The following is a 23,767-nucleotide window of genomic DNA, read 5'->3' as shown; positions in this document are numbered from 1 at the left end:
GCTTCGATAACGTCGTGCGGCCCCTTCTCGAGGGGCTGTCGATGATGAACGAAGGGACGATCAGTGGCGCGGAACAAGGACATTCCCCGGGTGCAAAACCCGCCGGAGGGCGACGGACATCACGTTACCTGGCGGTATATGACGGCCGCAGAACTGGCCGAGCGCGAAGCCGGGCAAAACGCTTACGACGCGATGCTGGCGCGGCAGGAGGCGTTCGAGCGCAGCAGTGAAGTGGCGGCGAAAAAACCTGAAGCCGTGCGTGCCGGCTGTGTATTCGCCAAGTCCTGCAAGTTGCCGGATGCGATTATCGATTACAGCAATCCTTCCGCCATGGTGCCGACCGACAGCCTGAAGGATTACGGCGAGCTGATTCTGCTCGGCGCTCGCGAAGCCGACCCAAGCGGCGGCATTCCTCTCAAGAAAATCAGCGCCAACACCATCCCGGTCGGGTTCGGCAGTCTGGCCCTGGCAGGCTCGGCTTTTGAAGTGCTACCGGCGCTCGTCTCCAGTGCGGTGGCTGCGCCCTTGCTGGGGCTGGTTGCGCTGCTGATGCCGTCAAGCCTGGGCGACAGCGCGCTCTATACCGACGAGCAACTGAACACACTCAAACAAGCTCGAACCCGCGTGCGCCTGCGCGTCGAGCAACAGGCCGATGGCAGCCTCAAGGGTTACGGTTTCTACACCGGTAAGAACCGCGATTGGGAAATGGTCGATGTCGTGCAGTTCATTGCGCGCGGCGACCGGTTCGTTGCCGATCTGGGTGAAGGCGTCGAACTGCTCTGGACCCCGGCGGTGGATGGCTCGGACATTCTCGGCATTCCAGCACTGGAGGCCGCACCGCAGGCACCGCATATCTGGGTGTATCCACCGACGAAGGCGGCGGACGGGATACTGGTGAATCCGGTTTATCCGCCGGAGTACAAAGATTTGATTCTGGTGTTTCCCGCAGACTCGGGTGTAAAACCGATTTATATCGTTGTCAGCTCTGCGAAAGGCACCGCTGAAGCGGGACATACCTATCACCCCGCTCCCGAAACGTCGGATATCACAGCCTTTCCCGATTTAAGAAGAGCGAAAAAGAAAACACCGTTCAACGGTGGGCTTAGGGATCGCTGGATCAACGCAAAAGGCCGAATAATCTATGAATGGGACTATCTACATGGCGAGCTTGAAGCCTACCGCGCAAGTGATGGCAGCCATTTAGGCTCTTACGACCACAGAACTGGTGAACAGATAGATCCACCCAAAAAAAACCGTAGTATTAAAAAATATTTATGAGGATTACATGGGACTCAAAGCCAGACTCGAATGGTACGACCAACAAACCGAACTGGGTGAGGGGGAGGAACTGTCGAAAGATTTTGGCGAGGACGGCTCATTAATGGAAGCATTAGGCCTACCGTCGAAAAGCTTCAATAACGGCGGATTTGATGTAAAAGCCGATTGGATCAAGACTCTCCAGCCCCACTTCCAGCATTCCATTCAGTTTTCTTCTTACGACTATCAGGTATCGTTCGTTTACCGGGATCAATGGTAGATGGGACTGGAACTGAGATTGGAATGGTACGACACAGCAACCTTGGAGTTTCAGGGGGAAGAGTCGTCAAAAGACCTGGGTGGTGACGAGTCAGTGTTAAACGCCTTGGGGATTCCCGCCGCGGACAACATCAACAATGGCAGTTTCAACGTCGCTCAAAATTGGCTCGCCACCATTCAGCCGTATTTTCAACATCAAATCGATTTGAGAGTTCACGACTATCAAATTTCGTTTGACTACGGCTAACAGCCCCGGAAGTATTAGCTCCATGCACTTTCTTTTAATTACCGGTTTTTTCCCTGACGAAGCCCAAGACGACTCCTTGCAATTCGAGCTGGATATCACAGGCAGCGAGATGAATGAAAAAGTGGCCCAGCTCATTGAATCCAAGCCCTTGGATGAGGTGGAACCCGGCGAGCTGTTGTTGACTCAGGATCAGGTAACCGCATTGGAAACCCTGCTCAACGTCAGTTTTCCAAAGGGCCTCGAATACTTCATGGGCACCTGCTCCACATACTGAATGAGCAATTCACAAACAAAGAAAAACCCCGACCAGTCACCTGATCGGGGTTTTCTTTTACCCAGCTTCCCGCTTAGTGCGAAACGCGGCTGGTTCCGCCAACGGTGGAGATCCGTACCCGCTCGCCAACGCGGAATACTTCATTCTCCTGAACCTGCTGCACATAGGCGCGCATGCTGCCGTCGTCTTCGCGGACAGTGATTTCCACGCCTTGGGTGCGGGTCAGGCCTTCTTCGGTGGCCGAGCCAAGCAGGCCGCCGGCCACTGCGCCGATGACCGCAGCAACGATGCTGCCCTTGCCGCCGCCGATAGCACTGCCGCCGACGCCGCCGACCACTGCGCCTGCTGCGCCGCCGATCGGGGTCTTGGTGCCTTCGATTTTTACCGGGCGCAGGGATTCGATGGTGCCCATGCGAATCGTCTGCACACGACGCGCTTCGTCACGGGAGTAGGAGTCGCCGGTGAGGCTCGATTGGCAGCCGGTCAGCAACATCGCCATCGTCGAAAAAGAAGCAACCAGCAGAACAGACTTACGCATAGCATCAACTCCAAAAGAACATGTGTTCATTAAACCCCGTGGCCTGGCGCCTGTCACGACACCATCCGGATAAAATTGGCTTCCATTCAGGCCTGGTACAGATGCCCGCGAGCGTCCACTCAAAGTAGCGTCAAATCAGCGATCCTGCGCCATCCGCGTTTATCTCGCTCGGTAGACTGCTCAGGGTGCCAGTCGTTCAAGAATCCACTCGGCGCCCTGCAGGCGGTAGTTGAGGCGATCATGCAGGCGGCTCGGACGGCCCTGCCAGAACTCGATGCGCTCGGGCAACAAGCGGTAACCACCCCAATGTTCCGGGCAGTGCGGCTGGCTGTCGCTGAAGCGTTGCTCGGTGGCCTTGAGCAAATCCTCCAGTTCGCCACGACCGTTGATGACCCGGCTCTGCGGCGAGGCCCAGGCGCCGAGGCGGCTACCCAGCGGACGCACCTGATAATACGCGTCGGACTCTTGCGGCGTGACCTTGACCACCCGCCCTTCGATGCGCACCTGGCGCTCCAGGGTTGGCCAGAAGAAGGTCATGGCGGCAAACGGGTTGGCCGCCAGATGCTGGCCCTTGGCGCTGTCGTAGTTGGTGAAGAAGGTGAAGCCCTGCTCGTCCAGGCCCTTGAGCAACAGAATGCGGCAATGCGGACGACCGTCGGCATCAACCGTGGCCAGGGTCATGGCATTGGCTTCTACCGGCGCCTGCTCGGTTTTCACCGCATCGGCGAACCACTGGTGAAACAGCGCAAACGGCTCGGCCGGGGCTTGCGCCTCGGTCAAACCGTCACGGGTGTAGTCGCGACGCATATCGGCCAGAGCCTGGGTCATGGCGGATTCCTTTTCGTTAGCGGATCACTTCTTGGCAGCGTCGGCTGCGGCGACTTTCTTCTCGGTCGCGGCGGCTTTGGCTGGTGCAGTCTTTTTCGCTGGAGCCTTGGCCGGGGCCTTCTTCGCCGGAGCCTTGGCGGCGGTTTTCTTGGCTGGCGCCTTTTTCGCTGCCGGCACAGCGGCTTTTTTCGCCGCAGGCGCCGGGGTAACCGGTTTGGCGACTGGCTTGACGTCTTGCGCAGCAACCATCGTCACCGGCTTCGGCGCCGGCATGTTGTATTTGCTCAGCAGTGCAACCATGGTGTTCTGCGGAGTCACCAGCAGCTCGACACGACGGTTCAAGGCACGGCCTTCAACGCTGTCGTTGGCCGCACGCGGCGCTTCGGAACCCATGCCGCGCAGCATCAGGCGATCACGTTGCAAGCCGCTGAGGCGGAAGATCGCCGCCACCGATTGCGCACGTTCCTGACTCAGCTTGACGTTGGCCGGTGCGGCACCGCTGGTGTCACTGTGACCGAGCACCAGCACTGCGGTTTTCGGGTCGGCTTCAAGGATTTTCGCTACGCGAGTGAACGGGCCAAGGGTGACCGGCAGCAGCATCGCCGGGCGGTCTGGATTGAACGAGCCTTCGACCGGCGCCGTCACTACCAGCACATTGTCGCGACGCTCGAGTTGCAGATTGCTGTCCTTCACCGCTTCACGCAGACGCGGCTCGTAGTCATCCAGCCAGGCCTGAGTCACCTTCGGATCCGGCATCGGCACGGCTTTGGCGGTTGGCTGGTCCTTGCCGCCGAACGGCCACCACCATTTGCCATTGGACTGCGCCTCGGCTTTGGCCACCTCGACCGGTTTGGCTTCAGGTTTGACCTCGGCTTTCAGATCAGCCTTGACCGCTTCATCGCTGGAACCGAACGGCCAGTACCACGGGTTGCTGCTTTCGGCCTTGGCCACTGGCGCAGTCGCCGCAGGTTTCAAAGGAGCAGGAGCCGGGGCCGAATCTTTGGCCGCGACTTTGTCGGAAGAACCGAACGGCCACCAACTGCCGCCGTCCGCATCGTTTTTCGGGTTCTGTGCGCAACCGGTGATCGCTACACACAGGGCCAGGGCGAGGGTCTTTTTAGATGACATTGAAAATCCACAAAATGAAGTAATGAAAAATCAGAGCACTTTCGCCCGGATAAACAGCCGTTTTGAAACGAAAATCCCTTTGAGGTTCCGACCCTGGAACCTCTGTTGAAGCTTTACAGACAAGTGGCAAGCACCCGCGCCAGCTTTTGCGCGCGCGGATCCATCAAAACGTAAGGCCCCAGGGTATTTGTCACGAAACCGAAAGCCACATCGTGCTCAGGATCAGCAAAACCGATCGAGCCGCCTGCTCCCGGATGGCCGAACGCGCGTGGGCCGAGGCCGTAGGTGGCGTTGGGCACGTCCGGTTGATCGAGCATGCAGCCGAGGCCGAAACGGGTGCGGGTGAGCAAGGTCTTGTCATCGCCAAGGCTGTGCTCGCGGGTCAGCTCTTCGAGCATCTCGCTTTCGAGCAGACTGCCGTCGAGCAGGCCGGCGTAAAACCCGGCGAGGCTGCGCGCATTGCCGTGGCCGTTAGCCGCAGGCTGCTGCATGCGGCGCCATTCCGGCTTGTTAGTGCTGGTCAGCACGGACGGCGGATTGGTGAAGGCGCGGGTGGTCATGGCAGTCGGTTCGCGCATGGTCACTTGCAGCAGGCGCTGCGCCGCAGCGTCGCCGGCGTTGCCCTTGCCACGGGCAATATGCGCCACGCGATGAAACTCTTCGTCGGCCAAGCCCACGTGGAAATCCAGGCCCAACGGTTTGGCGACCCGAGCGACGATCGACTCGCCCGGCCCACGCCCGTCAGCGCGGCGCAGCAATTCGCCGACCAGCCAGCCGTAGGTGATCGCGGCATAACCGTGACCGGTGCCCGGAGTCCACCATGGCGCTTCGGCCGCGAGGGCGTCGACCATGGTTTGCCAGTCGTAAAGGGCTTCAGGCGCGAGTAGTTCGCGCAGCGCCGGCAGGCCGGCCTGATGGCAAAGCAATTGGCGCAGGGTGACGGATTCTTTGCCGGCGGCGGCGAATTCCGGCCAGTAGCGGGCAACCGGGGCATCGAGTTGCAACTTGCCTTCAGCGACCAGTTGCAGCGCGGTAACGGCGGTGAATGTCTTGGTGCAGGAGAACAGGTTGGCGATGGTGTCGCTGTGCCAAGCCTCGGCGCCGTCCTTGTCGGCAGTACCGGACCAGAGGTCGAGGACGGTTTCTCCACCGACCTTGATGCACAGGGCTGCGCCGCGTTCCTGGGGATCGTCGAACAGTGCGGCGAAAGCCTCGCGCACCGCTTCGAATTGAAGCTCGTAATGTCCCTGAATCTGCACCCGCAACTCCCCCGCGAAAACGCTCTACAAAGTGGCCCGCATTGTTCCAGCCCTTGAGGGATTTGGGAACAGGCGCGGGCCAGACGGTTGATCGGCAATTTATGGTGATCCCTTCGCGAGCAGGCTCGCTCCCACACTGGATCTCAACAGCAGCGCAATTCCCCTGTGGGAGCGAGCCTGCTCGCGAAGAACGATAACGCGGTCTGAAACCTAGTGACCATTCCCCGAATGCCCACCCGCCTGTGCAGCCCCCGGCGCTTTGCCAGCCTCGGCCTTGCGCCCGCCTTCCACTTCCGCCGCCGGGGTTTTCTGCGCCTCCTTGCCCAACTGCTCCAGCGCCTGCAGATTGCTTTTACGCACCGCCTCGACAAAGCCCTGATACGGCAGGTCAGTGACCCCGACCAGACCGAAATGGCCGTTCTCGCCGTCGAGCAAACGCCCGGTCACCGGTTGGTCGAGATACTGGAACCAGTGCACGCCGACAATCGACGGTTCGCTCAGCGCCTGTTTGAGGAAGTTGGCATAAGCCGGACCGCGCTCTTCTTCCTTGGCCAACTGCGTCACGCCGCCCCAGAACGGCCCTCGGTCAGCCGAGCCGAAGTTGAATTCGGTGATCAGCACCGGTTTGTCCAGCGCCGCCAATGCGGCGAAGTCGTAACCGTCCTGCGGCTTGAGCGTGTACATGTTGAAGCTCAACACATCGCAGTACTGCGCGCAGGACGCCACGGCTTCAGGCGTACTGATAGCGAAGCGGCCGCCAAGCAGCATCTGGTTCGGCGCGTGCCATTTCAGCGAATCGGAAATGGTCTTGAAATAGGTATCGGCGAAGACCTTCTGGAAGTATTTGAAATCCGCTTCGATCTCCGGATGCTCCGGGTTCGGCAGTGGCGGCACGAAGCCTGGATCTTCCATCAACTCCCACGCCGGTAGCTCGATACCCCAGGCCTTGGACAGTCCGGCCTGATTGCGGTACTTGTCACGCAATTGCTTGAGAAAGGCGCGTTTGGCCGGCACGTCGGTGGTCATTTTCAACGTGCCGTAGGCCAGCGCGTAGCGAGCCTTCGGATCGTCGCCAGGGCCAGCCCAGGCCAGTTCGTTGTCGGCGTAATAACCGATCAGCCACGGATCGTCACGGTGATCGCGGGCGGCAATGGCCACGGCGCGCTCGGTGGCCATGGCGAAACGCGGATCGAACGGATCCGGCATGCCGCCCCACCAATCGCTGCCGGTGCTGATGCTGGTGTAATCGCCGACGATCGACAGGGGCAAGGTGTACGGCACGCGCTCAGCGTCAGCCAGCGACGGCGCGCTCCAGTTGCCTACCGTGTTGAAGCCCCAGGCTTGCAGCCGATCGAGGGTATGGCGGGTCCAGCGTTCTTCGTCAATTGTGGCTTTGCACGGGGCGGCTTCCTCGCTGGACGCTTGCACCGCATCGGTCTGCGCCGCTTCGGCAATACCGGATTTCGGCTCGGCAGGCACCGCTGCAGTCTCAGCAGCCTGCACCGAGCCGGCCTCAGCCGCGCCCGCCTTCGCCGCTTCGGCAATCCCGGCCTTGTTGTCGCTGTCCGCTTTGCACGGTTCGCCGTACAGGCGTTGCAGATTGGCGCCATAGAAGTCGTACCAGCGGCCGTTGCCGTAGCCACGGCCCTGATCGGCACCATTGCCGCCATGGTTGTCGCCCTCGCCAAAATGCGCGGCCAGCGGGTCGTCGTTCTTCGGCAACGATTCGAACATGTACTCACGACCAGCGACGTAGGTCTGGTTGACTTGCGGGCTGACGGTGTTGACGCCCAGCGAATAGAACGGGTGGCCTTCGGGGGTCACCAGATACCAGCGGCCATCGCGTTTTTCCGTGCGGAAGAAGCCGCTGGCCTTGAACGCCGGGCCTTTGTTCCAGCCGCCGAACTTGTCCAGCGAAGCCTTTTCACGCTCGGCCAGCCACGTATTCAGCTGTTGCTGCTCTTTGCTGGCGGCGCTTTTCAGTTGTTCGTCGCTGCTGACTTTATCCGGCCATTTACTACGGGTTGACTGACCGTAGGCGTCGACCAGATTGCCGTACACCGCCCGCGTCACCGATTCGCCGTCCTGCACGCCGAACCGCTCGAGCAACAGGCTCTGCGCAACTTTCGGCTGATCCAGCGACAGACTCACCGAAACCACTTGGCTGCGGTCGATCTCGCCCGTGCTGCTGGCCAGCAGGATGCGTTGGCCATCGACGGTCATCGGCATCGGTGGCCCGGCTTTCATGCCTTGGCTCAGTGGCGTCGACGCCACCAGCGGCACCAGCAAGGTCTGCGCGGGGCCGGCCGGCAGATCGACGCGGCTGACCAGGGTGCGGCCATCGTTGCTCTGGATCTGCACATAAACCGTCACCGCCCAGTTCATCGCACTCTGCAGACGCAAAGTCATCATGCCGGACTGCGACCAGTCCCAGGCACCGGTTTGGGGTGTCAGGCGCAAGGTCGGCCGCGCGACCGGGTTGAATGTCACCCGGCGCAGCACTTCGCCTTCCGCGGTCTGTTCGGCATTGGCCTGGGGCAGGTCGGCGTTTTCCGTGGCGACCTTGACCACGTCGGCCGGGCGTACGAAGTTGAACAGCGTCTGCTGACCGGCGGGCGCGGCCGGCAACGGCGCGGCAAAGATCATGGCGAAAACAGCGGGCAACGAACGGCGGATCATAAGAACGGAGTTCTCCCTAACGACCAGTCAAGGCCAGTGGAAAAGCGGTGGCAGAGAGATAGACAACGCGGCGGGCCAATCGGCCCACCCATGTCTCAGGATATTTCACGACGGAAAGGAGGCAACGCATTGAGGATCGCCTTGCCGTAGCGCTGGGTGACCAGACGCCGGTCGAGCAAGGTGATGGTGCCGCGGTCTTCTTCGGTGCGCAGCAGACGCCCGCAGGCCTGAACCAGTTTCAGCGAGGCATCGGGCACGGAGATTTCCATGAACGGATTGCCGCCACGCGCCTCGATCCACTCCGACAACGCGGCCTCGACCGGATCATCGGGCACCGAGAACGGAATCTTGGCAATCACCACGTGCTCACAGTAGGCACCCGGCAAATCGACACCCTCGGCAAAACTGGCAAGGCCGAACAGCACGCTGGAATCACCGCCATCGACCCGCGCCTTGTGCTTGTTGAGGGTTTCCTGTTTCGACAGATTGCCCTGAATGAACACTTGCTTGCGCCAGTCGCGGTCGAGACCGTCGAACACGTCCTGCATTTGCTTGCGCGAGGAGAACAGCACCAGCGTGCCACGCGACCCTTCGACCAGGTCCGGCAGTTCGCGAATGATCGCCGCCGTGTGGGCGGCGGCATCGCGCGGGTCGGCCTTCAGATCCGGCACGCGCAGCACGCCGGCATCGGCATGATGGAACGGGCTCGGCACCACCGCCGTGACAGCTTTTTTCGGCAGACCGGCGCGCATGCGGAAACGGTCGAAAGTGCCCAGCGCCGTCAGCGTCGCCGAGGTCACCAGGCAGCCGTAAGCGACATTCCACAAACTGCGACGCAAGGTTTCCGCCGCCAGAATCGGGCTGGCGTTGACCTCGATGTCGAACAGCGAACCGCTTTCGGCCAGGGTCAGCCAGCGCGCCATCGGCGGGCTGTCTTCCGGGTCTTCGGCGGTGAACGCGGTCCACAATTCCCAGTTGCCGGAAGCGCGGGACAGCAGGCTGCCGAACAGCGGATACCATTCTTCGGCCTGATTGCTGGCGATGCCGATATTGACCTCACCGTCCATGCCTTCCTTGAGCAGGTCGGTCAGGCGCTGGAACAGGTCGTTAAGGCGCGAATAGCCTTTTTTCAGCTCGATGCCCATCTCGCGCATGTCCTCGGGAATCACCCCGCCGACAAAGCGATGACGCGGTCGCTCGCGGCCTTCGACGTCTTCGCCGGGTTTGAAATCGGCGATCTGCTCGCACGCGGTGAACATGAACTGCTGTTGGGTCTTGATCTCCCGCGCCAGCTCGGGCACCTGCTCGATCAGCTTGCCGAGATCGCCCGGCAACGGATGCTGGGCCAGCAGCTTGGTGAGGTTCTTGGCGGTGGTTTCCAGCCAGTCGGCGGTGGAGCGCAGGCGCGTGTAGTGAGCGAAGTGGCCGATGGCCTTGTCCGGCAAATGGTGACCTTCGTCGAACACGTAAATGGTGTCGCGCGGGTCGGGCAACACGGCGCCGCCGCCCAGTGCCAGATCCGCCAAGACCATGTCGTGGTTGGTGACGATCACGTCAACCTTGCCCATGCCCTCGCGAGCCTTGTAGAAGGCGCACTGGCCGAAGTTCGGGCAATGACGGTTGGTGCACTGGCTGTGATCGGTGGTCAGGCGCGCCCAGTCGGCGTCTTCCAGCGCGTTAGGCCAACTGTCGCGGTCGCCGTCCCATTTATTGCCGGCGAGCTTTTCGATCATGCTGGTGAACAGCTTCTGACTGGCCTCGTCGACTTCGATCTTGAAGCCTTCTTCTTCGAACAGCTGCGCGGTGGCGGTTTGTGCGTGGCCTTCCTGCAGGAGCATGTCGAGCTTGGACAGGCACATGTAGCGGCCACGGCCCTTGGCCAGGGCGAAACTGAAATTCAGCCCGCTGTTGCGCATCAGGTCGGGCAGATCCTTGTAGACGATCTGCTCTTGCAGGGCGACGGTCGCGGTGGCAATCACCAGACGCTTGCCGGCCAGTTTCGCCGTAGGGATCGCCGCCAGGCTGTAGGCCACCGTCTTGCCAGTACCGGTGCCGGCTTCCACCGCGACAATCGCGGGGTCGCCACTGCGCCGGCCTTCGTCATCGGTGTCGATATCCCCGAGGACCTTGGCGATTTCGGCGATCATCAGGCGCTGGCCGTAACGCGGCTTGAGGCTCTTGGCCTCTAGAAAACGCGAATAAGCGCCCTGGATCGTGGTTTTGAGTTCAGTGCTGATCATTGAGTGTCGGGCGCTGGAAACGCTGGATAAATTTTCAGTAGTTTGGTTCGGCGGCTATCATACCTGCCTAATCGATCCTGCGCAGAACGGAGTGCCCGAATGACACCTTTTAGCCTCGTTTACCCCCTGCATGTCCTTGCCGCTTTGGTGTGGGTTGGCGGCATGTTTTTCGCCTGGATGGTCTTGCGCCCTGCGGCTGTGAAGGCTCTGGACGGCCCAGCTCGCCTGACCCTGTGGGTGGAAGTGTTTCAAGGTTTTTTCCGTTGGGTCTGGGTCGCCGTGACCCTGTTGCCGATCAGCGGCGTGGGCATGCTGCATCTGCAGCAGGTCGGATTTGAAACCGCGCCGAAGTACGTGCAGGTGATGATCGGTTTGTATGTGGTGATGACGGCACTGTTCATCCGCATTCAGGGGTTGATGCTGCCAGAGTTGCGCAAGGCGGTTGAGGCGAAGGATTGGCCGGCGGGTGCGGCGGTGCTGGGGCGGATTCGCCGGGTGGTGGGGCTCAATCTGCTGGTCGGGTTGGTGTTGGTGGCTGTGGCGGCGGCGAGACCGATGCTCTGAATCGCACTCTTGTTCTGCTGTGAACACAGTTGTGGCGAGGGGATTTATCCCCGCTGGGCTGCGTAGCAGTCCCGCTTTTGATTTTTAGAGCGGGGCCGCTTCGCGACCCAGCGGGGATAAATCCCCTCGCCACATAATTTCACTCACCAAAGATCTTCACTCACCAAAGCATTTTATTGATCAGAGAGTGGGTCGCAGTTTTAGAGGCGTTGCACGGTAACCGAACCCGCCGCTCCCTCCGGCCCAGGCTGACCATCCGCGCCGGCCTTGCCGTTCTTGCCGCCGTCAGCGCGGTACACCAGGCAGCCCTTGGACTTGCCACCCTTGCCCGCCTTGCCGCCAACACCCGCCGGGCCACCGGCACCGCCAGCCACGTTGACCTTGATCTGCTCGGCAGGGAAATCCCGTGGTACGGCGAGTCGCACCAGCGCACCCGGCGCGCCTGGCTGGCCATCGCTGCCGTCACTGCCATCGGCGCCGTGGCCGGCCGAGCCATAGGTGCAGCCCGGATCTTCACCGTTGCCGCCGTCGAGGCCGACGAAACCCGGCGCGCCCCTACCGCCACGGGCATCGACCGTCAGTTGCGGCGCGCTCAGGGCCTGAAATTGCAGATTCAGATTGCGCCCGGCCCGGGCTGCTTTCTCATAAGTGCCGGGGGCGCCGCGCGCAGTGATCTGGCTGCCCTCGCTCAATTCAGCGCGCTTGACCTTCACTTCCAGCGCTTGTTCAGCCGGAACGATAGCAATACGTGCTTCATGGCCAAGACGCAGTTCATCGATGTTTAATTCAGTCACGTTGGACGGGATCAGCAAGGTGCCGTAATCGGCGACTTCCAGTTTCTCCAGTTGCAGCGTGCTGGTGGTGTTGGGCAAGCGCATCAGCGAATTGCTTTGCACGTTGACCACCTGGGCGCAGGCCAGTGGACTGATGAATGCAGCGAGCAGGCAGAGTTTACGCATGGGAAGAAGCCTCCGGAGCGGCCGGGGCCGGGATGGTTTGCAGGTGAAAAACGCCGAACAACAGGATGCGGCCACGATCACGCCAAGGGTGCGGGCGCCCCTTGAGGCTGCGATTGCACAGCAGTATTTCGAGTAGATGAATCAGCAACAACAGAGCGCCGGCCAGATTCACCAGCAGATGCAGCGGATGGACAAACGGCACCAGTTGATTGGCCAGTACCACGCAGCAGAACAGCAGGGTCAGCAAACGCCCCAGCCCCCAGAACACCTTCATACGCTCCCCCGTGTTGCGAATTATTCTTTGCACGCACAGTACCGGCTTCTGCGGGGGATAAGCCAGAGGGAAAAATGAAATTTCTACAAACGCCGGGTAAATGGCTGCCGGGCCGATGATTTCGACCCGGCAGCTCTAGCCGGCGGACTACAGACCTTTCCTAACGATTGATATGCAGCTCGACCCGGCGATTTTCCGCGCGGCCTTCATCGGTGGCGTTATCGGCGACCGGCTCACTTTCGCCTCGACCCTCGCTGGTGAGCTTGTTCGGCGCCAGGCCCTGACTCAACAGATACGCCGCGACACTGCTCGCGCGCCGTTCCGACAAGGCCTGGTTATAGGCATCGGAGCCTTTGCTGTCGGTGTGCCCGATGACTTTGATGCTCACCACATCGGCATTGCGCAGTTTGTCCATCAAGGTATCGAGCTGGGCTTTTGCCGCCGGGGTCAGATCAGACTTGTCGAAATCGAACAGAACGTTGCCGGCATCGCTCAAGGTGATCACTTCGGTTTGCGGCGCCGGTTCGACCGGTTTGACTGCCACCGGATATTGCGGCAACGGGCAGCCACGGTGATCGACTTCGGTGTTTTCCGGGGTGTCGGGGCAGCGGTCGCGGCGGTCGAAGACGCCGTCGCTGTCTTCGTCGCCATCCTGGGCGTAACAGATCAGCCCGCCGGTGACGATACCCAATGCCGCGCCGCCGCCGGCCCAGCCGGCGCTTTCAATGGCGCCAAGACCGCCGCCGACCAGACCGCCAAGCAGGCTGCAGATCGGCCACGTACGTTGATTGAGGGGGGCGGTGCCATCGCTGTGAGTGGCACAACCGGTGAGCAAGCTGCCAAGCAGCAGCACCGGCAAGACGGACCTTGAGAAAAGACGCATTTGTGAACGCTCCTGTGTACCGGCCCATACCGGTTACACAGGAGTAAAGACCCGCATCCGCGACTGCACAAGCCGCGGATGCGAGAGGGGCTAGCGGACGATTTTGATTTCGGTGCGACGGTTCTGTGCACGACCATCAGCCGACTTGTTGTCAGCCACAGGCTGGCTTTCACCAAGGCCCGACACCGAAACGAAGCTGGCACGTGGCACGCCCTGCTGGATCAGGTATTCCACCACCGAGTGCGCACGACGATCCGACAGTTTCTTGTTGTAGGCATCGCTGCCGACACTGTCGGTGTGACCGGTCACGGTCAGTTGCGCGGTAGAAGATTCCTGTTTCAAGCGATCGGCGACCTTGTCCAGCACTTGCTTGTCAGGGCCGGTCAGCGTGGCTTTGTCGAACTCGAAATGCACATCACGAATGACGATGGTTTCTTCCTTGACCACAACCGCTTCTTCGACCACTGGCGCAGGCGTCGGTGGCGGGCAACCGTCAGCATCGACCTGCACGCCTTTTGGCGTGCCCGGGCACTTGTCGCGACTGTCCGGCACGCCATCGCCGTCTTCATCGCCATCGCCATGCACCCAGCAGTAAGCCGCTGCCGTACCGCCGACGATCAGTGCACCGTAGCCAGCCCACGATGCGCTTTCCGTCGCGCCGAGACCGGCACCGACCACACCGCCGACCGCCGCACAGGTCGGCCAGTCGGTTTTCTGCAAACCTGCACAACCAGTCAACACACTGGTTAGCAGAACCAAGGGTAATGCTGTCCGAACTATGCTCATCTAGTTTTCTCCTGAGGGATCGGCTTAAAACCGATTCAGGGAGTAAAGACCGGAGTTTTAATCTCCGCCAGCAATAGGCCACCGCTGTTTGCGACCGTGTTCACAGGGGTTTGCCTCTTTTGGCGAAAACCGCCGCCACCGGGCGCTTTGCCGACGCGGTCTGGCAGGCTAGTCTTGGCGGTCTGACTGAGGAGCTTCGATGAACGTCGCCATTTCTTCGCGCACGCCGCAACAGGCGTTGGCCGCTTTGCTGGATCGCTACGCCCCGGCCCGACTGCTGCTGATTGGCGCCAGCGAATTTCCCGCCTTGAGCGCTTTCAAGGACGCGCATCCAGACACCGTAGTCGCTCATGCCGCGCCCGGCGCGTTGCCCGCCGAATTGGCTGCGCAACGCTTCGATCTGGCGCTGGTAGTCGATTGCCTGGAACATTTGCCCAAACGCGATGGCCTGAACCTGTTGGGCGGCATCCGCAATCTCAACGCCAGTCGCATCGCGGTGCTGGCGGATCTGGCGGCCAGTGGCTGGCAGGAAACCGATTTCTATTCGCTGGCCCTGCAGGCCAGCGAGCGTTTCCAGCGCGACGAGCAGGTGCTGACCCTGTTCACCTACGATCTGCTTGACTACAAACAAGTCCCCGACTGGCTCAATTCACGCTTCTGGGCCAATCCGGAAAACTTCGGGAAATACTGGTGGTAATGCAATGAGTACAGCCATTTGCCCTTGCGGCAGCGGCAATCTGCTGGACGCCTGCTGCGGCCCTTATCACGACGGCCACCCGGCACCGTGTGCCGAAGCCTTGATGCGTTCGCGCTACAGCGCTTATGTGCTGGGGCTGGTCGACTATCTGGTAGCGACTACCCTGCCCGCGCAGCAGGCGGGACTGAACCGACAATCGATCAGCGACTGGAGTGCGCAAAGCACTTGGCTCGGCCTTGAGGTTGAAAGCTCGGAAGTGTTCGGCGGCCAGCCGGAACACGCCTTTGTCACCTTCACCGCGCGCTGGCATGACAGCCAAGGCGAGCACAGCCATCGCGAGCGCTCCTCGTTCGTGCAGAACGGCGGGCGCTGGTACTTCATCGATCCGACGGTGCAGATGAAGCTGGGGCGCAATGACGGCTGCCCGTGTGGCAGCGGGCAGAAGTTCAAGAAGTGTTGTTCGGGTTATTTCGGCGCTTGAGCTGAAGATCAAAAGATCGTCCGATCGCGGCCCGAGCCTTCGGCCGCTCCTACACGGGATTAGCCGAAGGCTGAAATCTTTTAAGGTCTAGACTGGGCACAAAGGGAGTCAATTTCATGCTCGGTCGTCGGCGCACACTACATTTTCTGCTGTTGATGCTGATCGTAAACCTCGGCGGCTGTGCCTCGTGGTTCAGCGACGACAGCGTCGAGCCCGCCGTGCATCTGGTGAAAGTCGAGGTGGTGCGGGCCAAACTGCTCGAACAGAAATTCATCCTGCACTTTCGCGTCGACAATCCCAACGACAGCGACCTGACCGTGCGCGGCCTCGAATACCGGATTCACTTGGCCGACATGCTGCTCACCGAAGGCGAGCATGAGCACTGGTTTACCGTGGGGCCCAAGCGCAGCGCTTACTTCAAAGTGCCGATCCGCACCAACCTGTGGCCGAAGGTCAAACAGGTGGTGAAACTGCTGAAAAATCCGAACCAGCAGATTCCCTATCGATTGCAGGGGGAAATGGAAACCGGTTTATTCATCGCCCACTACGTGCACCTTGAGCGCAATGGCGTGATAATCCCCGCCGATCTAACTCCGGAGTGACCTCGATGACCCAGCAACCCCATGTCCATGGCCCTGACTGCAACCACGATCATGACCACCATCACGATCACGACCATGGCCATGTCCACGGCCCGAACTGCGGCCACGCCCACCAGGAACCGGTACGAAACGCCCTGAAAGACGTCGGCCGCAACGACCCTTGCCCATGCGGCAACGGCAAGAAATTCAAGAAGTGCCACGGCGCTTGATGTCACTGGCGAAGGTCTTCTTCGCCTGACACACCGCTTTCGCGAGCAGGCTCGCTCCCACAGGGATCGCGTTTCATCTGAAGAAATATGGTCACTGTGGGAGCGAGCCTGCTCGCGAAGGCGCCGGTCCATTCACCAAAAAACTTCAGCCTGCCGCCAACAACTGCATACTACTGACCACCGTCGCATACTCCCCATGCAGATTGCCCAGCGACATCCCGTGCACCTCTTCAGCGGTACGCGGTGTGCCGAAATAATCGGCCTTGTCGAAGGTAAAACATGCATCCTCCGCCACCCATGTGTCGAAACCAAGGTTACCCGCAGTGCGCGCCGATGATTCCACCGAGTTGTTTGTTGCCACGCCGACAATGAGCACCTGACCAATCCCCGCCTCGCGCAACTGCCGTTCCAGCCCCGTCGCACAAAACGCATCGGGCACCTGTTTCTGGATCAGCCATTCTCCGCCCTGGGGGACAAAACGCTCTTGAAACTCGACTCCGTCCTGCTCCGGCCAGAAAACCGAATCAGGTGAGCGCGACAAGTGCTGCACGTGGATCACCGGACGCCCGCGCAGGCGCCACAGCGCAAGTAGCTCAAGCATTCTTTCCTCGGCCTGAGGATTATTCCGCCGCCCCAGACGCGGGTGCAGAATGCCTTTCTGCTGGTCGATGATGATCAGCGCAGCGTTGCTTTGAAGCTCCATAGCGATCTTTCTCCTGACAGGTCTCCGGACTCATTCCGCAGTTCAACATCAGCGCTTTCCCACAAGCAACTGTCACGCCTCTGACCGATCAGCCGACAACTGCATAAATAACCACTCGCCCCGCTTGCGCGGCCCTCGCGCCCTCACTAACGTAGCGGCTTTATTGCGCCCCCAGCCTTATACCCCCGCAGGAGCTTCGCCATGGCCTCGCCAGCCCTTACACATTTTCTTCCCCGGTTCGGCGTTGCCGCAGCAGTGGCCGGTGTTCTCGGCCTGTCCGGTTGCCAGACCTGGAACGCCCAGGACAGCCTGCCGCCGACCTCCGGCGTGCAACCGCTCAAGGGCCTGGCGCAGAACGTTTCGGTGCGGCGCAATGCGATGGGCATGCCGCTGATCGAAAGCAACAGCTTCCATGACGCGCTGTTCAGTCTCGGTTACGTCCACGCCAGCGACCGCATCAATCAGATGGTCACCCTGCGCCTGTTGGCCCAGGGCCGGTTGGCGGAAATGTCCGGCGCGTCGATGCTCGATGCCGACCGTTACATGCGCGCGGTCAATCTGAAGAAGAGCGCCGGCGAGCTGTACAAGGCCTCGTCGCCACGGCTCAAGCGCTTCTTCGAGGTGTATGCACGGGGCGTCAACGCCTACCTGTTTCGCTACGCCGACAAGTTGCCGGGCGATCTCGCCGCCAGCGGTTACAAGCCCGAATACTGGAAACCGGAAGATTCGGCGCTGATTTTTGCCCTGCTGAATTTCAGCCAGTCGGCCAACCTGCCGGAGGAAATCCAGTCGCTGGTGCTCGCGCAAACCGTCACCACTGACAAACTCGCCTGGCTGAGCCCGTCGGCGCCTGATGAAAACCTGCCAGTGGCTGAAGCCGACAAAATGCAAGGCCTCAAGCTCAACGGGCAGATTCCGGGGCTGACGGAACTGAGCAGCGCCAGCCAGCAACTGTCGGCGCTGAACCTGCTCGCCACGCCGACTGCGAACAATTGGGCGATTGCCCCGCAACGCAGCCGCAGCGGCAAGAGCCTGCTGGCCAGCGATGCGCACGGGCCGCTGGCCGCGCCGTCGCTGTGGAGTTTCGTGCAGATACGTGCGCCGAAATATCAGGCCGCCGGCGTCACGGTTGCCGGTCTGCCGATGGTGCTCGGCGGCTTCAACGGCAAAGTGGCGTGGAGCATGACCAGCGTGCTCGGCGATAACCAGGATCTGTTCCTCGAGAAAATCCGCCGTCAGGGCAGCAGCCTGACCTACGAGGTCAACGGCAAATGGCAGCCGCTGGGCGTGCGCAACGAAACCTACTTCGTCAAAGGCCAGCGGCCGATTCGTGAAGCCGTGTACGAAACCCGCCACGGCGCGCTGCTCAACAGTGCCCAGGCAGCGGCGCAAGGCAGCGGTTTCGGCCTCGCCCTGCAGACGCCAAGCTTCACCGACGACAAAACCCTGGATGCCTTTTTCGATCTGACCCGCGCGCAGAACGTCGAGCGCGCCTCGGACGCCAGCCGCGAAATCCGCGCCATCACCCTCAATCTGGTCTTTGCCGATGCGAGCAATATCGGCTGGCAAGTCACCGGGCGCTTCCCCAACCGTCGCGAAGGCGAAGGCCTGCTGCCCTCGCCGGGCTGGGACGGTCGCTACGACTGGGACGGTTACGCCGACCCGATGCTGCACCCCTACGATCAGGACCCGGCACAAGGCTGGCTCGGCACCGCCAACCAGCGGGTGATTCCCGACGGCTACGGCATGCAGTTGTCGAAATCCTGGGCGGCACCGGAGCGTGGCGAACGCTTGGCGGAAATGGCTGGCAGCGGCAAGCACGACAGCCGCAGCGTGATCGCCATGCAGTACGACCAGACCACCACCTTCGCCGCCAAGCTGAAAAAAGTCTTTGAAGCACCGGGTATGAAGCAACCGCTGAAACAGGCGATCGACGCCCTGCCGGAAGCCGAGCGCAGCAAGGCTCGCGAAGCCTTCATGCGCTTGATGGCGTTCGACGGAAAGCTCAGCCCGACCTCGGCGGATGCGGCGATCTACGAACTGTTTCTGCAGGAAAGCATGAAGCAGATCTTCCTCGATGAACTGGGCCCTGAGTCGAGCCCGGCGTGGAAGGCCTTTGTCGCCAATGGCGATCTGTCATACGCGGCGCAGGCCGATCATCTCTTGGGGCGTGAGGACAGTCCGTTCTGGGATGACCTGCGCACGCCGCAGAAGGAAGACAAAGCGGTGATTCTCGCCCGCAGTCTCGCTGCAGCGATTACAGCGGGCGACAGCCAGTTGGGCGGCGATCACCGCGCCTGGCAGTGGGGCAAACTGCACAGCTATGCGTGGAAGAACAGCAACGGTCAGACTGTGCGCGGGCCTCTGGCAGCCGGTGGCGATCACACCACGCTGAACAGCTCGGCGTTTGCCTGGGGCCAGGACTTCGCCACCACGCGCGCGCCGTCGATGCGCTTTATCGTCGACTTCGGCCAGAGCGAGCCATTGATGGCGCAGAACGGTACGGGGCAGTCGGGCAATCCACTGAGTCCGAATTACCTGAACGGGATCGATGCGTGGCTGAAAGGTCAGTACATCGGCTTGCCGATGCAGCCGCAGAACTTTGATCGGGTGTATGGCAAGGCGCGCTTGACCCTCACCCCCGGGAAATAGAGCAAAGATCAACAGCCCCTCACCCTAGCCCTCTCCCGGAGGGAGAGGGGACTGATTGGGGGATGCTTGGGTCTTGCGCCGACCTGAAAGAGAGACGGTGAATCCAATATTGGATCAGGCTCAAGGCTGTGCCGGATCCATATTCAACTCGGTCCCCCAGGTCGATGTACCTCACCGGACACCTCGGTCGGCCCCCTCTCCCTCTGGGAGAGGGCTGGGGTGAGGGTAGCGCTTTAAAGCCGATCGAACTTCCAGCTTCACGCCCGCCTCATAGTTAACAAGCCCCCCATTCCGGTCACGACATGGATCTTGTTATTGCCCGACCTGAAGGTCTCTACTGCCCCGCCGGAGATTTCTATATCGATCCGTGGCGGCCGGTCGAGCGTTCGGTGATCACCCATGCCCATGGCGATCACGCGCGCACCGGTAATCAGCACTACCTGTCGAGCAGCGCCAGCGCCGGGATTCTGCGCGCGCGTCTGGGTCAGGACATCCAGTTGCAAACACTCGACTACGGCCAGCGCCTGACCCACCACGGCGTGACCCTGAGCTTTCACCCCGCCGGGCATGTCCTCGGTTCGGCGCAGGTGCGCCTGGAATACGGCGGCGAAGTCTGGGTCGCATCGGGCGATTACAAGGTCGAGCCGGATGGCACCTGCACCCCATTCGAACCGGTGCGCTGCCACACCTTCATCACCGAATCGACCTTCGGCCTGCCGATCTATCGCTGGCAGCCGCAGGCGCAGATCTTCGCCGAGATCAATCAGTGGTGGGCGGCCAATATCGCCGCCGGCAAGGCCAGCGTGCTGTTCTGCTATTCCTTCGGCAAGGCGCAGCGGATTCTCCACGGGATCGACGAGACCCTGGGGCCGATCCTCAGCCATGGCGCGGTCGAACCGCTGAACCGCGTCTACCGCGATGCCGGCGTGTACCTGCCGCCGACGATCTATGCGGGCGACGTAAAAAAAAGCGACCCGATCATGCGCCAGGCGCTGGTCATTGCTCCGCCGTCAGCAGGCGGCAGTACCTGGATGCGTCGTTTCGGCGAGTTCAGCGATGCCTTTGCCAGCGGCTGGATGCGCCTGCGCGGGACCCGGCGGCGGCGCGGCGTCGATCGCGGTTTCGTCCTTTCCGATCACGCCGACTGGCCCGGCCTGCTGTGGGCGATCAATCAGACCGGCGCGGAGCGGGTGATGGTCACCCACGGCTCGATCGGCGTGCTCGTACGTCATCTGCGCGAACAGGGCCTCGATGCACAAGGCTTCACCACCGAATACGGCGATGACGAAGACGACAACATCGCCAGCGAACCCACCGTTGCCGAGACTTCCCCATGAAAGCTTTCGCCGAGTTATATGCCGAACTCGACGCCACCACGTCGAGCAACGCCAAGCTGGCGGCGATGCAGGCTTACTTCGCGCAGGCCGCGCCGGAAGATGCCGCATGGGCGGTGTATTTCCTCTCCGGGGGTCGGCCTCGGCAACTGGTACCGGTGCGCATCCTCCGTGAGCTGGCGGTCGCAGTTTCGGGACTGGAGCCATGGCTGTTCGAAGAAAGCTACCAAGCCGTCGGCGATCTGGCCGAGACCATTTCTCTTGTGCTGCCGGAAAATCCCCACAGTTCCGAGGCCGGTCTTGCCGAATGGATCGAAGACAAGCTGCTGCCACTTCGCGGTGAAACCCCGGAATATCTGGCGCGGCAGCTGCCGATGTTGTGGGCGCAACTGGACCGGCCGAGCCTGATGCTGTGCATCAAGCTGATCACCGGCAGTTTCCGCGTTGGCGTGTCGAAGCTGCTGGTCACCCGCGCCCTCGCCTCAATGGCCGGGCTCGACAGCAAGCGCGTGGCACAGCGCCTGGTCGGTTACACCGATCTGTCGAATCGGCCCAACGCCGCGAGTTACCTGAAACTCATCGCCCCGGAGTCCGCCGACGAACATGCCCAGCGCGGCGGCCAGCCCTACCCGTTCTTTCTTGCCCACGCGTTGTCGCAACCGGTCGAGGAATTTGAAGCCCTGCTCGGCCCGGCCAGCGATTGGCAGGTGGAATGGAAGTGGGATGGTATCCGCGCGCAAGTGGTCAAGCGCGACGGCAAGCTGTGGGTGTGGTCGCGCGGCGAGGAACTGGTGACCGAGCGCTTCCCCGAGTTCGATGTGCTGGTCCACGGCTTGCCCGACGGCACGGTGATAGACGGCGAGATCGTCGTGTGGAAGAGCACCCATCCGACTACTGAAGATGCCTTCGATCCGCAATCCGATGAGCCGCCGGCCGTGCAACCGTTCGCCCTGCTGCAACAACGCATCGGTCGCAAGACGCTCGACAAGAAGATTCTCGAAGAAGTGCCGGTGGTGGTGCTGGCCTACGACCTGCTGGAATGGCAGGGCGAAGACTGGCGCAACCAGCCGCAGGTCAAGCGACGGGCGCAACTCGAAGAGGTGATCGCGCGCTGCAACAACCCGGTACTGCTGCCCTCCCCGGTATTGACCGGCGAGGACTGGTTCGACCTTGGCCGCCAGCGCGAAGCGTCACGCAAACTCGGCGTCGAGGGCATGATGCTCAAGGCCCGCGATTCGCTGTATGGCGTCGGCCGGACCAAGGACATGGGCGTGTGGTGGAAGTGGAAGGTCGACCCGTTCAGCGTCGACGCGGTGCTGATTTATGCCCAGCGTGGACACGGCCGTCGCGCCAGTCTGTACAGCGATTACACCTTCGCCGTGTGGGACGGTCCGCCGGAATCCAGCCAGCGCTCGCTGGTACCGTTCGCCAAGGCGTATTCGGGGCTGACCGACGAAGAGATGCGCCAGGTCGACAGCATCGTGCGCAAAACCACGGTGGAAAAATTCGGCCCGGTGAGCAGCGTGAAACCGAGCCTGGTGTTCGAACTGGGCTTCGAAGGCATCGCCCTGTCGCGCCGACACAAGAGCGGCATCGCCGTACGCTTCCCGCGCATGCTGCGCTGGCGCAAGGACAAGACCGTCGAAGAAGCCGACAGCCTCGCTACCCTTCAGGATCTGTTGGCCTGACCCCTTTTCACTGATCGTTCCCACGCTCTGCGTGGGAATGCAGCCCGGGACGCTCTGCGTCCCCCCAGAGCCGAACGCGGAGCGTCCGTTGATGCATTCCCACGCATGAGCGTGGGAACGATCAGTCATCAGGGACAAATCCCTTGCCACAGTTTTACCTGCTCTCAGCCACGCGCTTGAACCGAAACAGTGCATGCAAACAGCAATGCCCGTTTCCGTGCATTCAACTACCCTTGCCTCTCTGCACTCGACCTTTTAAAACACCTGTTCGGCACTCTGGTTCGGAAATTGCTACTTTCTATAGGTCGTAAGCGTTGCAGTAACAATAATTCTGCGCCACAAGCGCTCATATTGGTTCTTAGGGATTGAATAATGAAAAAAGCATTGCTGACCCTTTCTGCACTGGCGTTGTGCATGGCCGCCGGCTCCGCGCTGGCCAAGGAATACAAAGAGCTGCGCTTTGGCGTTGACCCTTCGTACGCACCGTTCGAGTCGAAAGCGGCCGATGGCAGCCTGGTCGGGTTCGATATCGATCTGGGCAACGCGATCTGCGCCGAACTGAAGGTCAAGTGCAAATGGGTCGAAAGCGATTTCGACGGCATGATTCCGGGCCTCAAGGCTAACAAATTCGACGGCGTGATCTCGTCGATGACCGTGACCCCGGCGCGCGAGAAGGTCATCGACTTCTCCAGCGAACTGTTTTCCGGCCCGACCGCTTACGTGTTCAAGAAAGGCTCCGGCATCACCGCCGATGTCGCTTCGCTCAAGGGCAAAACCGTTGGCTATGAGCAAGGCACGATTCAGGAAGCCTATGCCAAAGCCGTGCTGGACAAGGCCGGCGTGAAAACCCAGGCCTATCAGAACCAGGATCAGGTGTATTCCGACCTGACCTCTGGCCGTCTCGACGCCGGTATCCAGGACATGCTGCAAGCCGAACTGGGCTTTCTGAAGTCGCCAAAAGGCGTTGATTATGAAATCAGCCAACCGGTCGACAGCGAATTGCTGCCAGCCAAAACCGCTGTCGGTATCAAGAAAGGTAACACTGAGCTGAAAGCACTTTTGGATAAAGGTATCAAAGCGTTACACGACGACGGCAAATACGCCGAGATTCAAAAGAAACACTTTGGCGACCTGAATCTGTACAGCGGCAAATAATGCCCCGGCGCCCATCCTCGATGGGCGCCTTTTCCATCCGCTCAGGTTGCT

The 23,767-nt window shown here is 61.1% G+C and carries 24 protein-coding genes; 13 read left to right on the top strand and 11 right to left on the bottom strand.

From position 1 onward, the window contains the following. Positions 1–63: 63 nt before the first annotated feature. Genes D8U70_RS18835 through D8U70_RS18820 form a run of 4 tightly spaced genes read left to right on the top strand, consistent with a single transcriptional unit; the run spans position 64 to position 2,057 of the window. On the top strand, positions 64–1,278 hold the full coding sequence (locus tag D8U70_RS18835; RefSeq protein ID WP_130929495.1) for an S-type pyocin domain-containing protein: 1,215 nt from the start codon (positions 64–66) through the stop codon (positions 1,276–1,278). 7 nt (positions 1,279–1,285) lie between these two features. Then, positions 1,286–1,537 carry a colicin E3-like toxin immunity protein gene (locus tag D8U70_RS18830; RefSeq protein WP_095180548.1) on the top strand — a complete coding sequence of 84 codons (252 nt, stop codon included), beginning with the start codon at positions 1,286–1,288 and terminating at the stop codon, positions 1,535–1,537. Next, entirely contained in the window at positions 1,538–1,783 is a 246-nt protein-coding gene (locus tag D8U70_RS18825; RefSeq protein WP_095180547.1) for a colicin E3-like toxin immunity protein, read from the top strand. 22 nt (positions 1,784–1,805) lie between these two features. After that, complete coding sequence (locus D8U70_RS18820) at positions 1,806–2,057, top strand: pyocin S6 family toxin immunity protein (protein WP_130929494.1); 252 nt, start codon at positions 1,806–1,808, stop codon at positions 2,055–2,057. A 73-nt stretch (positions 2,058–2,130) separates the two neighbouring features. Here the strand turns inward: D8U70_RS18820 and D8U70_RS18815 are convergent, their stop codons facing one another. The 6 genes from D8U70_RS18815 to dinG form a co-directional block, all read right to left on the bottom strand. Then, positions 2,131–2,595 (bottom strand): glycine zipper 2TM domain-containing protein, encoded by a 465-nt coding sequence (locus D8U70_RS18815; RefSeq protein WP_016771369.1) that lies wholly within the window; start codon positions 2,593–2,595, stop codon positions 2,131–2,133. A gap of 180 nt (positions 2,596–2,775) precedes the next feature. Continuing rightward, positions 2,776–3,423, bottom strand: coding sequence for a pyridoxamine 5'-phosphate oxidase (gene pdxH, locus D8U70_RS18810; protein WP_041478043.1), 648 nt, complete (start codon positions 3,421–3,423; stop codon positions 2,776–2,778). 24 nt (positions 3,424–3,447) lie between these two features. Further along, positions 3,448–4,551, bottom strand: a complete 1,104-nt coding sequence (locus D8U70_RS18805) for an OmpA family protein (protein ID WP_130929493.1) — start codon at positions 4,549–4,551, stop codon at positions 3,448–3,450. Positions 4,552–4,664: 113 nt separating this feature from the next. After that, the gene (locus D8U70_RS18800) at positions 4,665–5,810 is read right to left on the bottom strand and encodes a serine hydrolase domain-containing protein (protein ID WP_056783360.1); all 1,146 of its coding nucleotides are present in this window, start codon (positions 5,808–5,810) and stop codon (positions 4,665–4,667) included. A gap of 210 nt (positions 5,811–6,020) precedes the next feature. Then, complete coding sequence (locus tag D8U70_RS18795) at positions 6,021–8,489, bottom strand: beta-galactosidase (protein ID WP_130929492.1); 2,469 nt, start codon at positions 8,487–8,489, stop codon at positions 6,021–6,023. Between the two features lie 95 nt (positions 8,490–8,584). Next, positions 8,585–10,729 carry an ATP-dependent DNA helicase DinG gene (gene dinG / locus D8U70_RS18790; protein ID WP_024011911.1) on the bottom strand — a complete coding sequence of 715 codons (2,145 nt, stop codon included), beginning with the start codon at positions 10,727–10,729 and terminating at the stop codon, positions 8,585–8,587. 99 nt (positions 10,730–10,828) lie between these two features. Between dinG and D8U70_RS18785 the strand changes: the two genes are divergently transcribed. Next, on the top strand, positions 10,829–11,293 hold the full coding sequence (locus D8U70_RS18785; protein WP_130929491.1) for a DUF2269 family protein: 465 nt from the start codon (positions 10,829–10,831) through the stop codon (positions 11,291–11,293). A gap of 200 nt (positions 11,294–11,493) precedes the next feature. On the opposite strand, the gene D8U70_RS18780 is transcribed toward D8U70_RS18785, so the two are convergent. The 4 genes from D8U70_RS18780 to D8U70_RS18765 all read right to left on the bottom strand — a co-directional run bounded on the left by D8U70_RS18780 (position 11,494) and on the right by D8U70_RS18765 (position 14,195). Further along, complete coding sequence (locus tag D8U70_RS18780) at positions 11,494–12,252, bottom strand: collagen-like protein (RefSeq protein WP_130929490.1); 759 nt, start codon at positions 12,250–12,252, stop codon at positions 11,494–11,496. Further along, on the bottom strand, positions 12,245–12,526 hold the full coding sequence (locus tag D8U70_RS18775) for a DUF1145 domain-containing protein (RefSeq protein WP_071174597.1): 282 nt from the start codon (positions 12,524–12,526) through the stop codon (positions 12,245–12,247). Before D8U70_RS18775 ends, D8U70_RS18780 begins: the two co-directional genes overlap by 8 nt. Before the next feature lie 160 nt (positions 12,527–12,686). Further along, positions 12,687–13,409 (bottom strand): OmpA family protein, encoded by a 723-nt coding sequence (locus D8U70_RS18770; protein WP_071174596.1) that lies wholly within the window; start codon positions 13,407–13,409, stop codon positions 12,687–12,689. Between the two features lie 90 nt (positions 13,410–13,499). Beyond that, positions 13,500–14,195 (bottom strand): OmpA family protein, encoded by a 696-nt coding sequence (locus D8U70_RS18765; RefSeq protein ID WP_016770616.1) that lies wholly within the window; start codon positions 14,193–14,195, stop codon positions 13,500–13,502. 199 nt (positions 14,196–14,394) lie between these two features. Between D8U70_RS18765 and D8U70_RS18760 the strand changes: the two genes are divergently transcribed. The 4 genes from D8U70_RS18760 (at position 14,395) to D8U70_RS18745 (ending at position 16,184) form a co-directional block, all read left to right on the top strand. After that, positions 14,395–14,892: a DUF6231 family protein gene (locus D8U70_RS18760; RefSeq protein WP_130911271.1), complete on the top strand. Its 498-nt coding sequence runs from the start codon at positions 14,395–14,397 to the stop codon at positions 14,890–14,892. Positions 14,893–14,896: 4 nt separating this feature from the next. After that, positions 14,897–15,373, top strand: coding sequence for a YchJ family protein (locus tag D8U70_RS18755; protein ID WP_071174594.1), 477 nt, complete (start codon positions 14,897–14,899; stop codon positions 15,371–15,373). 116 nt (positions 15,374–15,489) lie between these two features. After that, a complete protein-coding gene (locus tag D8U70_RS18750) occupies positions 15,490–15,975 on the top strand; it encodes an LEA type 2 family protein (RefSeq protein WP_024011906.1) in 486 nt (161 codons plus the stop codon). Between the two features lie 5 nt (positions 15,976–15,980). Then, on the top strand, positions 15,981–16,184 hold the full coding sequence (locus D8U70_RS18745; protein WP_003198420.1) for an SEC-C metal-binding domain-containing protein: 204 nt from the start codon (positions 15,981–15,983) through the stop codon (positions 16,182–16,184). 145 nt (positions 16,185–16,329) lie between these two features. Here D8U70_RS18745 and D8U70_RS18740 read toward each other — a convergent pair whose 3' ends face one another. Then, the gene (locus D8U70_RS18740; protein ID WP_130929489.1) at positions 16,330–16,887 is read right to left on the bottom strand and encodes a cysteine hydrolase family protein; all 558 of its coding nucleotides are present in this window, start codon (positions 16,885–16,887) and stop codon (positions 16,330–16,332) included. Positions 16,888–17,088: 201 nt separating this feature from the next. On the opposite strand from D8U70_RS18740, the gene D8U70_RS18735 reads away from it, so the two are divergent. The 4 genes from D8U70_RS18735 (at position 17,089) to D8U70_RS18715 (ending at position 23,716) form a co-directional block, all read left to right on the top strand. Further along, the gene (locus D8U70_RS18735) at positions 17,089–19,539 is read left to right on the top strand and encodes a penicillin acylase family protein (protein WP_130929488.1); all 2,451 of its coding nucleotides are present in this window, start codon (positions 17,089–17,091) and stop codon (positions 19,537–19,539) included. 302 nt (positions 19,540–19,841) lie between these two features. Next, positions 19,842–20,876, top strand: coding sequence for a ligase-associated DNA damage response exonuclease (locus D8U70_RS18730; RefSeq protein ID WP_071174591.1), 1,035 nt, complete (start codon positions 19,842–19,844; stop codon positions 20,874–20,876). Continuing rightward, a complete protein-coding gene (locus tag D8U70_RS18725; protein WP_130929487.1) occupies positions 20,873–22,561 on the top strand; it encodes an ATP-dependent DNA ligase in 1,689 nt (562 codons plus the stop codon). Before D8U70_RS18730 ends, D8U70_RS18725 begins: the two co-directional genes overlap by 4 nt. Positions 22,562–22,933: 372 nt before the next feature. Continuing rightward, positions 22,934–23,716: a transporter substrate-binding domain-containing protein gene (locus tag D8U70_RS18715; protein WP_130929486.1), complete on the top strand. Its 783-nt coding sequence runs from the start codon at positions 22,934–22,936 to the stop codon at positions 23,714–23,716. The last annotated feature ends 51 nt before the right edge of the window (positions 23,717–23,767 follow it).

Origin of the sequence: Pseudomonas sp. Sample_20 (assembly GCF_004307585.1) — a bacterium.
Lineage (GTDB): Bacteria > Pseudomonadota > Gammaproteobacteria > Pseudomonadales > Pseudomonadaceae > Aquipseudomonas > Aquipseudomonas atacamensis.
The sequence above is the reverse complement of the archived record's forward strand: the minus strand, read 5'-3'. Positions and strand labels throughout refer to the sequence as shown.